Annotated in this window: 15 protein-coding genes; 5 read left to right on the top strand and 10 right to left on the bottom strand. The window is 60.1% G+C overall.

Going from position 1 to position 14,102, the window contains the following annotated elements:
• Positions 1-200: 200 nt before the first annotated feature.
• The 5 genes from BLW02_RS11050 to lptF are packed head-to-tail and all read right to left on the bottom strand — an operon-like array spanning position 201 to position 5,027.
• Positions 201-1,373 (bottom strand): pyridoxal phosphate-dependent aminotransferase, encoded by a 1,173-nt coding sequence (locus tag BLW02_RS11050; RefSeq protein ID WP_092698523.1) that lies wholly within the window; start codon positions 1,371-1,373, stop codon positions 201-203.
• 47 nt (positions 1,374-1,420) lie between these two features.
• Positions 1,421-2,362: a CysB family HTH-type transcriptional regulator gene (locus BLW02_RS11045; protein ID WP_026436814.1), complete on the bottom strand. Its 942-nt coding sequence runs from the start codon at positions 2,360-2,362 to the stop codon at positions 1,421-1,423.
• A gap of 43 nt (positions 2,363-2,405) precedes the next feature.
• Complete coding sequence (locus tag BLW02_RS11040; RefSeq protein ID WP_092698521.1) at positions 2,406-2,798, bottom strand: sirohydrochlorin chelatase; 393 nt, start codon at positions 2,796-2,798, stop codon at positions 2,406-2,408.
• A gap of 19 nt (positions 2,799-2,817) precedes the next feature.
• Positions 2,818-3,933: an LPS export ABC transporter permease LptG gene (gene lptG / locus BLW02_RS11035; RefSeq protein WP_092698519.1), complete on the bottom strand. Its 1,116-nt coding sequence runs from the start codon at positions 3,931-3,933 to the stop codon at positions 2,818-2,820.
• A complete protein-coding gene (gene lptF, locus BLW02_RS11030) occupies positions 3,930-5,027 on the bottom strand; it encodes an LPS export ABC transporter permease LptF (protein WP_092698517.1) in 1,098 nt (365 codons plus the stop codon). The genes lptG and lptF overlap by 4 nt, the downstream gene beginning before the upstream one ends.
• Positions 5,028-5,050: 23 nt before the next feature.
• Between lptF and BLW02_RS11025 the strand changes: the two genes are divergently transcribed.
• The 4 genes from BLW02_RS11025 (at position 5,051) to BLW02_RS11010 (ending at position 8,736) form a co-directional block, all read left to right on the top strand.
• Positions 5,051-6,568 (top strand): leucyl aminopeptidase, encoded by a 1,518-nt coding sequence (locus BLW02_RS11025; RefSeq protein ID WP_092698515.1) that lies wholly within the window; start codon positions 5,051-5,053, stop codon positions 6,566-6,568.
• Between the two features lie 7 nt (positions 6,569-6,575).
• The gene (locus BLW02_RS11020) at positions 6,576-7,010 is read left to right on the top strand and encodes a DNA polymerase III subunit chi (protein WP_092698513.1); all 435 of its coding nucleotides are present in this window, start codon (positions 6,576-6,578) and stop codon (positions 7,008-7,010) included.
• Positions 7,011-7,261: 251 nt separating this feature from the next.
• Positions 7,262-7,474 (top strand): hypothetical protein, encoded by a 213-nt coding sequence (locus BLW02_RS20375; RefSeq protein WP_342029666.1) that lies wholly within the window; start codon positions 7,262-7,264, stop codon positions 7,472-7,474.
• Between the two features lie 131 nt (positions 7,475-7,605).
• Positions 7,606-8,736, top strand: a complete 1,131-nt coding sequence (locus BLW02_RS11010; RefSeq protein WP_092698509.1) for a branched-chain amino acid ABC transporter substrate-binding protein — start codon at positions 7,606-7,608, stop codon at positions 8,734-8,736.
• A gap of 127 nt (positions 8,737-8,863) precedes the next feature.
• Here BLW02_RS11010 and BLW02_RS11005 read toward each other — a convergent pair whose 3' ends face one another.
• Both BLW02_RS11005 and lexA read right to left on the bottom strand, forming a co-directional pair.
• Entirely contained in the window at positions 8,864-9,871 is a 1,008-nt protein-coding gene (locus BLW02_RS11005) for a D-2-hydroxyacid dehydrogenase family protein (RefSeq protein ID WP_026437788.1), read from the bottom strand.
• Between the two features lie 645 nt (positions 9,872-10,516).
• Positions 10,517-11,191 (bottom strand): transcriptional repressor LexA, encoded by a 675-nt coding sequence (lexA, locus tag BLW02_RS11000; RefSeq protein ID WP_092698507.1) that lies wholly within the window; start codon positions 11,189-11,191, stop codon positions 10,517-10,519.
• 81 nt (positions 11,192-11,272) lie between these two features.
• Between lexA and BLW02_RS10995 the strand changes: the two genes are divergently transcribed.
• Positions 11,273-12,226 carry an asparaginase gene (locus BLW02_RS10995; protein ID WP_092698505.1) on the top strand — a complete coding sequence of 318 codons (954 nt, stop codon included), beginning with the start codon at positions 11,273-11,275 and terminating at the stop codon, positions 12,224-12,226.
• A 59-nt stretch (positions 12,227-12,285) separates the two neighbouring features.
• Here the strand turns inward: BLW02_RS10995 and adk are convergent, their stop codons facing one another.
• The 3 genes from adk to BLW02_RS10980 all read right to left on the bottom strand — a co-directional run bounded on the left by adk (position 12,286) and on the right by BLW02_RS10980 (position 14,084).
• On the bottom strand, positions 12,286-12,942 hold the full coding sequence (gene adk / locus BLW02_RS10990) for an adenylate kinase (protein ID WP_092698503.1): 657 nt from the start codon (positions 12,940-12,942) through the stop codon (positions 12,286-12,288).
• A gap of 156 nt (positions 12,943-13,098) precedes the next feature.
• Entirely contained in the window at positions 13,099-13,905 is an 807-nt protein-coding gene (gene kdsB / locus BLW02_RS10985; RefSeq protein ID WP_092698501.1) for a 3-deoxy-manno-octulosonate cytidylyltransferase, read from the bottom strand.
• Complete coding sequence (locus BLW02_RS10980) at positions 13,902-14,084, bottom strand: Trm112 family protein (RefSeq protein ID WP_026436501.1); 183 nt, start codon at positions 14,082-14,084, stop codon at positions 13,902-13,904. Before BLW02_RS10980 ends, kdsB begins: the two co-directional genes overlap by 4 nt.
• Positions 14,085-14,102: the final 18 nt, after the last annotated feature.

The raw sequence follows: 14,102 nt of genomic DNA, 5'->3' as shown, positions 1-14,102 counted from the left end.
GGACAGTGAAACGACTTTGCGCCGATGATAGTGCGGGTTCCCGTGTGAAAGTAGGTCATCGTCAGGCTCTTACAGCCCAGTAACGCCCCGCTCAACATTTGAGTGGGGCGTTTCTGCTTGGGGGCAGAAAACATATGCGTGTCTTATGGAGGCGGGAAACTGTCCGTCCTTCAACCGTACAATCCATCCCGCCTACCTTCTCAGAGTTTTCGTAAACGTGTAATTGCTTCACGCAGGGTTGCATCGTTTTTAGCAAAACAGAAGCGGATCACACCTTGGTTGAAACTATCGCCATAGAAAGCTGAGAGAGGGATAGCTGCAACACCCACTTCGCGTGTGAGCCATTGACAAAAATCGGACTCAGGAAGAGTGCTTATTTCAGAAATGTCGACACACTGGAAATAGCTGCCCGTACTGGGTAGCAGTTTCAGGCGGGAGCCTTCCAGTCCATGGCGGAACAGATCGCGTTTGGCCTGATAGAAAGCTGGCAGTTGCAGATAAGGTGCTGGATCTCTCAGATGCTCCGCCAATCCATGTTGCATCGGAGTATTGACGGTGAACACATTGAATTGGTGCACTTTGCGGAATTCGGCAGTGAGCGATGCGGGTGCGGCGACAGCTCCGACCTTCCATCCTGTGACATGGAAAGTTTTCCCAAAACTCGATACGACAAACGCGCGAGATGCAAGCCCCGGAAAACGGGCAGCGCTCTGGTGCTCGGCGCCATCGAAAACCATATGTTCGTAGACTTCGTCGCTGATGAGCAGGATGTTGGTGGGCGCCAGCAGATCCTGTAGTTTTTGCATATCCGCGGCACTCCAGATGGTGGCGCTCGGGTTGTGCGGGCTGTTGATGATGAGTGCGCGGGTACGTGGTGTGATTGCTGCGCCGATGCGATCAAAGTCAGGGCGAAAAGTCCCTGGGGTAAGAGGTACGCGAACAACGGTGCCACCCGCCAATTCAATATTGGGCGCGTAGCTGTCATAGCAGGGGTCGAGCACGATGACTTCATCGCCCGCATGCACGATGGCAAGAATGGCTGTGAAGATCGCCTGAGTGGCTCCTGCCGTGATGGTTATTTCCGTGGTTGGATCATATTTTCGGCCATGCAGTGCTTCAATTTTTAGAGCAACTGCTTCGCGCAACGCAGAAATGCCAGGCATCGGCGGGTACTGGTTGTGGCCATTCTTCATGGCTTGGGTCACAGCGTTTACCAAGGCAGGATCACATTCAAAATCAGGAAACCCCTGGCCCAGGTTAACCGCACCATGCTCCGCGGCCAATGCCGACATGACGGTAAAAATGGTGGTGCCAACGTGGGGCAGCTTGCTCGGAAATGTGGGGGTGAGCGATTTCTGCAGCGTGTTTGTCATGGGGAGAGGGCGGACGAGATGGAGGCTTGGAAAACTCTGCCGACTGATCAGAGCTCGTAATCGTTGACATGCCCGGTCATGGCGCGGGCAATCAATTCGCGACTCAGACGGTCACTGAGCAGTTCGGCGAATTTATAGACAAAGTTGCGTAAATAGGCGCCGCGCTTAAAAGCCACGCGTGCTACGCTTTGACCGAAAAGATGTCCCACGGGGCGTACCACCAGATCACCCACCGGGTCGTCACGCATGGCCATTTCTGCCACGATGCCTATGCCCAGGCCTAGCCGGACATAAGTCTTGATCACGTCTGAGTCTATGGCTTCCAGTGCAATGCGAGGCTGCAGGCGCCTGGTTGCAAAAGCCAGATCAATCTTGCCCCGACCTGTGAATGTGGGGTGGTATGTAATGAGTGGTTCATGGGCTATGTCATCCAGGCCAATGCGTTCTTTATGGATCAACGAATGGTTGGGGGGAAGCACCAATACATGTTGCCATTCATAGCAGGGCAGGGTCACCAATTCGGGATAGTCGGCCAGCGACTCGGTGGCCATGCCGATTTCTGCCACTTCATCAATGACCATGCGGGCGACCTGGTCAGGCGTGGTCTGGTGCAGGCTGATGTTGACTTTGGGGTACGCCTCTCGCAGCCGCGCTACTGGTACGGGCAGTACATAGCGAGCCTGGGTGTGGGTTGTTGCGATAGACAGCGTTCCACTGTCTTGCGCACTGAACTGCTCGCCAATGCGCTTCAAGTTTCCCACCTCACGCATGATGACTTCTATACTTTTGAGGACATGCTGGCCTGGCTCTGTAATGCGCTTGAGCCGCTTGCCATGGCGCGCAAAGATGTCGATCCCCAGTTCCTCTTCCAACTCAATGATCGCCTTGGACACACCCGGTTGGGATGTGTGCAGGGCTTTGGCGGCTTCGGTCAGATTGAGGTTGCGGCGCGCGGCCTCTTGAACAAATCGAAATTGGTGCAGATTCATATCAGATGCAGCCTAAAAAGTCGCATCATTATGCTGCATTTGTCTAAAGGGATGGTGTGGTTGCCGAAGTGTCGCAAGCAATCTCGGCCATCAGGGCTGTCATACGGTTGTCTTCACCAATTGCACCCTGCACCGCGAAGTGCACTGACGTGTGGCGCAAGCGCAGTTGCTCCACCAGCACGGGCAAGTCTTCGCGTGCATGCTTGCCGGTGCCCAGAAACATGGGTACCACCGTGATATGGGTCGCCCCTTGTTGCGCGAGTAGGTCGGCAGCCTGTGCCAATGTGGGTTCGCAAAGCTCAAGATAGGCGCATTGCACCAGCATTTCAGGGTGCTGCGAGCCAATGCGCGCGGCAACAGCCTCGATGGGAGCGCGCCATAGTGGATCGCGTGAACCATGCGAAAAGAGAACGATGGCAGGTGATTTTCGGAACATACAACGTGCGGCGCAAAGGTCAGCGTCGCAATACAAGCCACCCAAAGGCTGCAAGCGACAACAAGGAGTAAATCATTCCCGGAGCAGCCGCAGTGAGCCACGGCGACCAATTTTGTAGATTGCCTGCGTAGCCAAAAACATTGTTGAGCAGGAAGAAGCTGATGCCCGCCATCACTCCGCCAAACACATAAGCTGCGATGCCGCCCGCACGAAAGTGCAAGTAGGCAAAAGGCAATGCCAGCACCACCATCACCAGGCAACTCAATGGGTAAAAAACCTTGCGCCAGAACTCGATTTCATAGCGTTGGGCAGACTGGCCATTGGCATCAAGATGCCGGATATATTGGAAGAGATCAAACGTGGCCATGCGGTCAGGTTTGAGCAGCGAAGCAGCAACCATATCCGCGCTGATGCGAGTCGGCCATTGCAGCATCGGTGCCTGTAAGTGTTCAACACGGGCTTCTTCACCGCCTTGAAGTACAAAGCTGCTGCGCCGCACCTGATGTAACTCCCAGCTTCCCTTGTGCCCAGGCGACGTGAAGCGTCCAGTTTCCGCATAGGTCTGCGACGCCAGCTGCCCCTTCTCATCAAACTCAAAAATGCGCACGCCCATCATGCCGCCATCTGGCGCCAATGCGCGCACGTTCACTGCATAGGAATGCTCTTGTTGGCGTTCCTTGAGCCAGGCGCCGGTTGCGCCAGAGGTCAATCGGCCCAGGTGGCGTACTTTGATGAGCTGCGCTGTCCGTTCGGTCAGGGGAGAAATGTAATCACCCACGGCAAACGTCAGCAGCACGAAAAATCCCCCGAGTGTCAGCAACGTGCGCAACGCTTGCCAGGGACCCAAGCCACTCGTGCGCATGATGGTGAATTCAGAGCTTTGCGCCAGCCGCGCCATCACGAAAATAGTCCCGATGAGTACGGTAATCGGGAGTAGCTCATACAGATGACTGGGAATGCTCAGGGCGACAAAGAGCAGCGCATGAGACAGTTGGTAGCCGTCAGGCCCCGCCCGTTCAACCCAGCGCAGTTCGTCCACCAGATCGAAGAAAAAAAACAGCGCCAGGAAACCCAGGGTCACAAATCCCACGGCAAGGAGGGCTTCGCGATGAATGAAGCGGCGAAGTACCTTCATGGGATCCTCCGTGCAGGCTGTAGGCGCCGCAATGTCCAGCGGTTGTGCCTTACGGCCAAAATGATCAGGGCGAGAACGAGAGTGCCACCGTGCAGGAAAAACATAAAGGCTGACAGGCTCAACTTTCCTGCTCCCACCCAGCTCTGTCCCAGCGTCATGAGGTTGAAGTAAACAACGAAGGCGAACAGGGCAAACATCAGGCTTCCGCTGCGCCCGGCGCGCGGGTTCACGCTGGCCAGCGCCAGGCCCAGAATCACAAAATTGATTGCTGCCAGCGCGAGTCCCAGCCTCCAGCCCAGTTCTGCCTGATAGGCGGGAATCGTCGATTCCATCAATAACTCATGCGTGGTGCGGGTTTTGACAGCGAGCTGTTCTGTTGAGGTGCTGGAGGCCGACCCTATGCGCGTGCCGTATTCGGCGAACTCGCTGATCTTCAGGCCATGTTGGTCCGTGGCGGATTCCAGCCGCTGCCCCTGGCTGAGCAGCGCAAAACGTTCGCCAGCGCGTACCTCCAGTCGGGCACTGCGGGCGGATGTCACCGACTCCTTGGTGCCGTTGCTGGTAGCGATGAAAATATTGTTACCTACCTGTGTGTCCGGGCTGTCCTTGTCGATAAAGAACACCCGGGTGCCGTTGGCGGATTCCTGAAACTCACCTGGTGCGATGCGGTCGATGTCGCTGCGTTGTTCATACCGGGTCTTGAGTTCCTGTATCTGCGCATTGGCCCAGGGCCACACGCCCAAGGACAGGATGGCAATGACCGCCATCACAGGCCACGCGAAGCGCAGCAAGGGGCGAAGCAGACTCACCAGACCCTGGCCGGCTGAGAACCAGATGACCATTTCGCTGTCCCGGTACATGCGTGACAGCACGCTCACCACGGCCATGAAAAGGCTCAGGCTGAGAATGGTGGGGAGCTGCCCCAGCACCGTGAAACCCATGACCAGCATGACGTCGGAAGGATTGACGCTGCCGCGCGACGCCTGGCCCAGGGTACGGATCAGCATCATGGTCATGACCACGGTCACCAGCACGACGAGCGTCGCCCCAAAGCTGCGCGCCAGTTCTTTGCGAATGGATGAATCGAATAACATTGGCTCGAAGGAAAACAGCGATTATGAACTTTGATCTGAAGACGCTGGCGCTGCCAGCAGCGGCAACCGAAAAATGCGATCTCCTGGTCGTATTGGTCCCCGAGGGCTTCAGGCCGGGACGGGATGCCTTGTCGGTGCTCGTGGACCATGCGCTCAAATGTGGCGATCTCGATACCAAAGCAGGAAAGAGCCTGCAACTCTATCTGGCACCGGCCTTGAGCGCGCGTCGCGTCGTTTTGCTGGGGGCTGGCAATGGCTCGGCCCGCGCCGTTCGTCTGGCGCTGCAGGCCATCGCCGCAAGTTTCAGGTTGCCCCAGGTCAAGCGTGCCGTGGTTTGCTTTGCTGGGGATGCCCAGGCAGGTGGGGTATGCGCTGCCGTGCAGGCAGTGGCGGATGCCAGTTATGTCTACACCACCACCAAGTCCAAGGCGCAAGCGCGCACCTTGAACCGGGTGGTGATCGGTGTCCCCCGTGCAGAGGCGGTTCGCGAGGCTTTTGCGCAAGGGGTTGGGCTGGTGGGGGGCGTGGAATTTGCCAGGGAATGGGGGAACCGTCCGGCCAACCACGCAACGCCGAGTCTTTTGGCCGAAGCCGCCAAGTCCCTTGCGGGGCAACCCCGCATCCAGTGCAAAGTGCATGGCCCCAACGACGTGGCCCGTCTGGGCATGGGTGCATTCATCGCTGTCGCGCAAGGTTCGGAGGAGCCGCTGCGGTTGATCGAGCTGCGATACAGCGGTGCGGGCAAGGCCGAGGCACCGGTGGTGTTGGTGGGTAAGGGCATCACTTTTGATACCGGCGGCATTTCCATCAAGCCTGCTGCCGAAATGGATGAAATGAAGTTCGACATGTGTGGCGCAGCGAGTGTGCTCGGCGTGTTTCGCGCACTTGGAGAATTGCAACCTGCGATCAATGTGGTCGGCCTCATTCCCGCCTGTGAGAACATGCCGGATGGTCGGGCTGTGAAACCCGGTGACGTTGTTTCCAGCATGAGCGGTCAGACCATCGAGGTGTTGAATACAGACGCGGAAGGTCGGTTGGTTCTGTGTGATGTATTGACCTACGCAGCGCGTTTCAAGCCTGCGGCGTTGGTGGACATCGCCACCTTGACCGGGGCCTGTGTGATTGCTTTGGGAGGCGTGCGCAGTGGACTCTTTTCCAACAACGACGCACTTGCCGCAGCCCTTGCTTCGGCCGGGGAGACGGCTGAGGACCTTTGCTGGCGCATGCCGCTGGACGAGGACTACGCCGAGGGCTTGAAGAGCAATTTCGCGGACATGGGCAATGTGGCGGGGCGGGCAGGTGGCTCTATCACTGCTGCCAAGTTCCTGCAGCGTTTCGTGGGAGAGCTTCCGTGGGCGCACCTCGACATTGCCGGAACCGCATGGAAAGGGGGGGCCGCAAAGGGCGCCACTGGCCGGCCGGTAGGATTGCTGGTGCATTACCTGCTGGGCCATGCGCAGCAGTTGTCTGCGCAGAATGCGAAGAAAGAGGGTGCACCCGCGCAGCCGGCAAAGCGCAAGGGCCGCTCAAAGCCCGACTGAGATCGGTATGACTGAAATAGCTTTCCACTTCAATACGCCTGACAAACTGGTCTACGCGTGCCGGTTTGCACGCAAGGCGCAACGCAGTGGCGTGCGGCTCTTGATCACCGGTCCTGCGGACATTCTGGCGGAACTGGACGGAATGCTCTGGAACATGATGCCGCAGGATTTTCTGGCGCATTGCCGCAGCGATGCTGGGGACGAGCTTTTGCGTTTCTCCCCCGTGGTGCTCGCTCTGGATGCGCGGCAAGCGCCGCATCAAGAGATGCTGCTCAACATGGGAGGTGAAGTCCCTGAAGGGTTTGGTAGCTTTGCGCGTTTGGTCGAAGTGGTGAGTGCCACGGATGAAGCGGACCGGCGTGGAGCGCGAACCCGCTGGCGCCACTATGCATCGCGAGGGTATTCCATCACCCGCCATGATCTGGTCTCGAAAGCTGACTGATGCCTCTTCCTCCCAAGTCACTCCCTCGTTTTGTGCCAACCCTCACTGAAGTGGTACAGGGGGTGGACATGCTCCCCGTTTCAGTGCCTCTGGCGGTCGAACCCACCATTGCGAAACCCGCACCGTCGCCCCAGTTCGGGGTTTTGCCTCCTGTGGCGCCTGTGCAGACGTTGGACAGGAATGCGGCGGGTAATTACGGTGCCCGGCCCATCCAGTCATCCCCCCGTCCGGTACCACCCGTGCCGCCGGGCATGGAAGAGTACATGGTGCACCGAGTGATGCAGCGCGTCGATGGGGTGCTGGATCAGCGGTTGCGTGAAGCGATTGCCCTGGTGATACAGGAGCAGACACGCTCCGTGCTGCCCCGCCTTCGGGAAGAGATTGAATCGGTGGTACGGCATGCGGTCTATGAAGCAGTGGCCGACGAATTGGCTGGCGGTGCTTCGCCGCAGCCGGGGAGATGACAGGGTAACTCCCTGTGGTTTCCCGTGCATTTACGCGTGTTCCCTAGTGATCTGGCCCGTAAATTGCGATATGTTCACCTGCGTTGAGACACAAGAACTATTCTCAGCGTTTATCTTTACTGGAGATTAATATGCAATTGAAGTTGAAACTGACCGCTGTTGCTGCTATCGCGGCTGTTGCTGGTATGGCCTCTGCACAAGAGCAAGTGGTCAAGATCGGCCATGTGGCTCCGGTTTCCGGCGCGCAAGCCCACTATGGCAAGGACAACGAAAATGGCGCGCGCATGGCCATCGAAGAGTTGAACGCTCAGGGCATCACCATCGGTGGCAAGAAGATCAAGTTCGAGTTGCAAGCCGAAGACGATGCAGCGGACCCCAAGCAGGGCACGGCGGCTGCACAGAAGTTGTGCGATGCCAAGGTGGCTGGCGTCGTGGGTCACCTGAACTCCGGCACAACCATTCCTGCGTCCAAGGTCTACAACGACTGTGGCATTCCCCATGTCACGGGTGCAGCCACCAACCCCAACCTCACGAAGCCTGGTTACAAGACCACATTCCGTATCATTGCCAACGACAATGCCTTGGGGGCTGGACTGGCTTTCTACGCGGCTGACACGCTCAAGCTCAAGACCGTCGCCATCATTGATGATCGCACGGCGTATGGCCAGGGTGTGGCCAACGTGTTCAAGAAGGTGGCTGCAGAAAAGGGCATGAAGGTGGTGGACGAGCAGTTCACAACCGACAAGGCCACCGATTTCATGGCCATCCTGACGGCTATCAAGTCCAAAAATCCTGATGCGATCTTCTTCGGCGGCATGGATCCCCAGGGCGGCCCGATGCTGCGCCAGATGGAGCAATTGGGCATGGGCAACGTGAAATATTTCGGTGGTGACGGTATCTGTACCTCCGAAATCGCCAAGCTGGCTGCCGGTGCCAAGACGCTGTCCAATGTGGTGTGTGCCGAAGGCGGTGCGTCACTCGACAAGATGCCCGGCGGCAAGGCATGGAAGGCCAAGTACGATGCCAAGTATCCAGGCCAGTTCCAGGTCTATAGCCCCTACACCTATGACGCCACGCACTTGATCGTGGACGCCATGAAGCGTGCCAACTCGGTGGACCCCAAGGTCTATACCCCTGAATTGCTCAAGTCGCAATATAAGGGCGTAACCTCCACGATCGCATTTGAGCCCAACGGTGAAATGAAGAACCCCGCCATCACCCTGTACGTGTACAAGGACGGCAAGAAGACGCCTCTGAACTGAATTCAGAGACAACTTGGCGGCATCTTTGGGTGCTGCCCACCTACCAAAATGGCTTCCTTCGGGAAGCCATTTTTTATGGGATGCCTGCTCAATTCACAACGGCGGGAACTGGAGGTTGCGCCGGCACTCAGCGCCGGACTTGCAGTGCGCCCGGGTTCACGATATTCGTCGGCGTACCCTTGATGTAGTTCACCACGTTGTCGAAGGCAGCACCGAAATACAACTCGTAGCTGTCCTGCTCGACATAACCAATGTGGGGCGTGCAGATACAGTTTTCCAGGCGCAGCAGGGCATGGCCTTGCAGGATGGGTTCGCTCTCAAACACATCAACGGCTGCCAAACCTGGGCGTCCTCGGTTCAGCGCCGCAATCAGGGCGTCGGGTTCAATCAATTCAGCGCGCGAGGTATTGACCAGCAGTGCGGTGGGCTTCATGCACGACAGGTCTTCCAGCGAAATGATGCCGCGGGTTTCATCATTGAGTCGCAGGTGCAGAGAGAGCACATCGCACTGCGAGAAGAACTCTTCCCTATTGGTAGCCGCCTGGTATCCGTCGGACAGGGCCTGGGCGCGGGAGGCCTCACGACCCCACACCCGTACGTTCATGCCAAATGCCCGGCCGTAGCCGGCCACCAGTTGTCCAATACGGCCATAGCCCCAGATGCCCAGTGTTTTTCCTCGCAGTACGCTGCCGATGCAGAAGTTGGGGGGCATCGAGGCCGCCTTGAGACCGGACTGTTGCCAGGCGCCATGTTTGAGGTTGGCAATGTACTGGGGCAAGCGCCGCATGGCTGCCATCACCAGCGCCCAGGTAAGTTCAGCTGGCGCCACAGGTGAACCTACCCCCTCGGCCACGGCGATGCCACGCTCGGTGCACGCAGTCACATCGATATGGCTGCCGATCTTGCCGGTTTGGGCAATCAGCTTCAGTCGTGGCAGTTTTTCGACCAGCTGGCGCGTGATCTGGGTGCGTTCACGCACCAGCACGATGATGTCTGCATCTTTCAGGCGCACGGCCAGTTGCCCCTGGCCTTTCACCGTGTTGGTGTAGACCTTTGCTGAGTAGGGATCGAGCCGGCTTGCGCAATGGAGTTTGCGCACCGCATCCTGATAGTCATCCAGAATCACAATATTCATCCCGCCATTGTGCCTTGGCGGGGGCTGGTCGGAAGTCTTGCCGCCCCTAGGCTCTCGAACAGAATGCAACGTTTTGTGGCACCCGTTGCGCCAGAGCTGGGGATATGGACCTCAGTGGCATGTTTCGCAAGCTGCCATGCGCTCCAGCTCGGCGCAGACATCGGCCATGCGGCCCGAGATGACCATGCGCCCGACCTCTGAGCGGGATGCCGGATGCAGAACGCGCACAGGGCGTCGGGTGCCTCGACGGCTTGCGGCGCCCGGCCCGGTGGTGGTGCAAGACGCACTGTGCATGCGAGCAGCGGGCTGACAGCCTGCGCTGCCTGACGCCGAACCTGCCACCTCTGGGACGATGCTGGCCACCGCGCAGGACAAAAGACCTTCGTGGCGCACGCAGGGTGTGCGAGCCGAGTGCGCAGGGCTGTGCGCAGGCGTGCAGCGCCTGGGGTGCAGCCACTGCGCGAGGGTGTGAATCGGTTGAGATAGTGCAGAGAGTGCGAACAAGGCAAGTCCCATGTGAAAACTCCATGTATCAGGGGTTGAGCACAGGCAGGATTGCAGGGGGTGCGCGCTCTCAGGGCTGGAAAACCCGCCAGGGGCTTGCCAAACGCCCGCCACCTGAGGCGCGCAGCAGAGGATGGGGAATTACATGAGCATGGTGTTGCGGATCAAGCCCACGGCCAGGCCTTCAATCGCGAAAACCTCGCCTGGCTGAACCACAATCACGGGGTAATCAGGGTTTTCGGGCAGCAGCTCAATGGTGCTGGCCGTGCGACGCAGGCGTTTGACGGTGACATCGTCACCGAGCCTGGCCACCACGATCTGGCCGTTGCGGGCTTCCCGGGTGGATTGCACGGCTAGCAGGTCGCCGTCCATGATGCCGGCGTCGCGCATGGACATGCCGCGTACCTTGAGCAGGTAGTCGGGCTTGTGCTGGAAGAGACTGTTTTCCACACTGTAGGTCTGGTCCACATGCTCCTGCGCGAGAATGGGCGAGCCCGCAGCCACGCGGCCAATCAGGGGCAAGACCAGCTGCGACAATCCCGGGATGGGCAGGCTGAACTGGGTGCCGCGCGCTGCATTGATGGAGCGCACTGTGTCGCCACGCAAGCGGATGCCGCGGGACGTGCCGCTGACCAGCTCGATGACGCCCTTGCGGGCAAGGGCTTGCAGGTGCTCTTCTGCGGCGTTGGCCGACTTGAAGCCCAGCTCGGTGGCGATTTCTGCCCTGGTGGGCGGAGCGCCGGTGCGGGAGATAGCCACCTGGATCAGGTCCAGGATTTGTTGCTGGCGGGCCGTGAGCTTGGGGTTGTCGAGCATGGTGTTTCCAGTGCGTGCCACGTTGGTGGAGATAGCTGTGTATTAATCCAGTTACTGTATTTTTCACCAGTTTTTCAAAGGATGCAAGTGAACAGTCAAAAAATTGTGGTCTTGGGAACCGGTGGAACCATTGCTGGCACTTCTGCTACCCGGGGTGACAACATTGGTTACACCGCCGCGCAGGTGGGGGTTGAGCAGTTGCTGCATGGGGTGCCCGGCTTGCAGGCAGTGGCCTGCGGGGGGCTGGAGGCCGAGCAGCTGGCACAACTGGACAGCAAGGACATGGAGTTCAGTGTGTGGCAGGTGCTGGCAGAGCGCTGCACCAGCGCGCTTGCCGATCCCGAGGTGCGCGGCGTGGTCATCACCCATGGCACGGATACGCTGGAAGAGACCGCCTGGTTCTTGCACTCGGTGCTGGACGCCCGCAAGCCGGTAGTGTTGACCTGCGCGATGCGGCCCGCCACGGCCTTGACACCTGACGGCCCGCAGAACCTGCTCGATGCCGTCGCCGTGGCGACGACTGCGGGGGCCAGGGGTGTGATGGTGGTGGCGGCTGGCGTGGTGCATGGCGCGCAGTGTGTGCAGAAGGTGCATCCCTACCGGGTGGATGCATTCAGCTCGGGGGATGCCGGCCCGCTGGGCTGGGTGGAGGAGGGGGTGGTGCGTTTGGTGCAGGGTTGGCCGTTGGCACAATCAGGAGAGGCGCAATTTGCTATTGGAAGGGTAGCAAATTGCGTGCAATGGCCGCGTGTCGAGGTGGTGATGAGTTACGCTGGCGCCACGGGTGCGCTGGTGGACGCGCTGGTGCGCGACGGCGTGCAGGGCATTGTGGTGGCCGCCACGGGCAACGGCACGCTTCATCATGTGCTGGAATCAGCGCTGCTGCGCGCGCAGGCGGCTGGTGTGAAAGTCATGCGTTCCACGCGCTGCCCGGAAGGCCAGGTGTTGCCCAGGCCCGGCGATGCGTTACCCGATTCCCGGGGCCTGTCCCCTGTGAAGGCACGCATCTCGCTGATGCTGGATCTGCTGCCGTGATCGCTTATCGGCAGTAACGCACCCACCGGAGGCCCAGCCGGTGCGGATCGCGCGGTGGTTCAGCTCGCCAGGGCCTGCATTGCGCGTGCCGTGATTTCTTCGACGCTGCCCGTGCCGCTGATGGCGCGGTATTTGGGGGCGGCATCGGGCTCGGCCTTGGCCCAGTGGCTGTAGTAGTCCACCAGCGGGCGGGTCTGGTCGCTGTAGACCTGCAGGCGTTTCTTGACGGTTTCTTCCTTGTCATCTTCGCGCTGGATCAGCTCTTCGCCGGTCAGGTCGTCCTTGCCTGCCACCTTGGGTGGATTGAACTTCACGTGGTAGGTGCGGCCGCTGGCGGGGTGCGAGCGGCGGCCGCTCATGCGCTCGATGATGGCGTCGAACGGCACATCGATTTCAAGCACGTAGTCGAGCTTGACGCCTGCGGCTTTCATGGCGTCGGCCTGGGGGATGGTGCGGGGAAAACCGTCGAACAGGAAGCCCTGGGCGCAGTCGGGTTGCGTGATGCGTTCCTTGACGAGGCCGATGATGATGTCGTCGCTGACCAGGGCGCCCGAATCCATCACGGCCTTGGCCTGCAGGCCCAGCGGCGTGCCAGCCTTGACGGCTGCGCGCAGCATGTCGCCGGTGGAGATTTGCGGGATGCCGTATTTCTGGCAGATGAACGTGGCTTGCGTGCCCTTTCCGGCACCGGGGGCGCCCAACAGAATCAGTCTCATGGAAATCCTCGAAGGTTAGAAATCGGCTGGCACGGCTGGCAGTAGGCGCAACGAAGGCCCAAGACGCAGTGCTTTCTTTGCGGGCAAGGATAGCATGTGCATGCCTCGCCCTGGCTTACGGCGAGGGTCCCCAGCCAAGGGGTGGCTGCCGTGGTTTCAGGCCAGCAGTGCGCGCACCCGATGCAGGTCGGCGGGCGTGTCCACGCCCGGGCCGGGAGCCTGAGCCGCAATGTGCACGGCAATGCGGTGGCCATGCCACAGGGCGCGCAATTGTTCCAGCGCTTCCACCGCCTCGGTGGGCGCCTGGGCCAGGCCAGGAAACTGCCGCAAAAATCCGGCGCGATAGCTGTAGATGCCGATATGGCGCAGCGGTGCGAACCCGTTCAGGGCCGCCACGCCCGGTGCGGCTTGGGCCGCGGCGCCTTGCCACCAGGACTGGCCCGCGTGGTCGCGGGCGTGCGGAATCGGTGCCCGGCTGAAATAGTGGGCCAGGCCCCGCGCATCCAGCACGACCTTGACGACGTTGGGGTTCTCGTAGTCGGCCAGGGTGTGGATGGCGTGGGCTGCCGTGCCCATGCTGGCTTCGGGGCGGGCGGGCAGCAGGGCCGCCACGGCATCGATGAGCGCGGGGTCCATCAGGGGCTCGTCGCCCTGCACGTTGACCACCACGGCATCGCCGTCCAGTCCGAGCTGGGTGCAGGCTTCTGCCAGCCGGTCGCTGCCGCTGGCGTGGTCGGTGCGCGTGAGCAGGGCCTGCACCCCGTGGGCCTGGCAGGCCTGCAGGATGCGCGGATCGTCGGCCGCCACCACCACGCGGGCTGCAGCGCTTTGCGCGGCGCGGCGGGCCACATGCACCACCATGGGCAGGCCGGCGATATCGGCAAGAGGCTTGTCGGGCAGACGGCTCGATGCCATGCGCGCCGGGATCAGCACCGTGAAGCCGGTGGCCGTGGCGGGGCTCACGCCTCCAGTTCCTCGTCGGTCAGGGTACGCGCCTCGTTTTCCAGTAGCACGGGAATGCCGTCGCGCACGGGGTAGGCCAGGCGGGCGCTGCGCGACACCAGTTCCTGGCGCTCGCGGTCATAGGTCAGCGGACCTTTGGTGACAGGGCAGACCAGCAATTCAAGCAGTTTGGGATCCATGGCGGCGTTTTCCGGAAA

The sequence above is a fragment of the Acidovorax soli genome (assembly GCF_900107605.1).
GTDB lineage: Bacteria > Pseudomonadota > Gammaproteobacteria > Burkholderiales > Burkholderiaceae_C > Acidovorax > Acidovorax soli.
The sequence above is the reverse complement of the archived record's forward strand: the minus strand, read 5'-3'. Positions and strand labels throughout refer to the sequence as shown.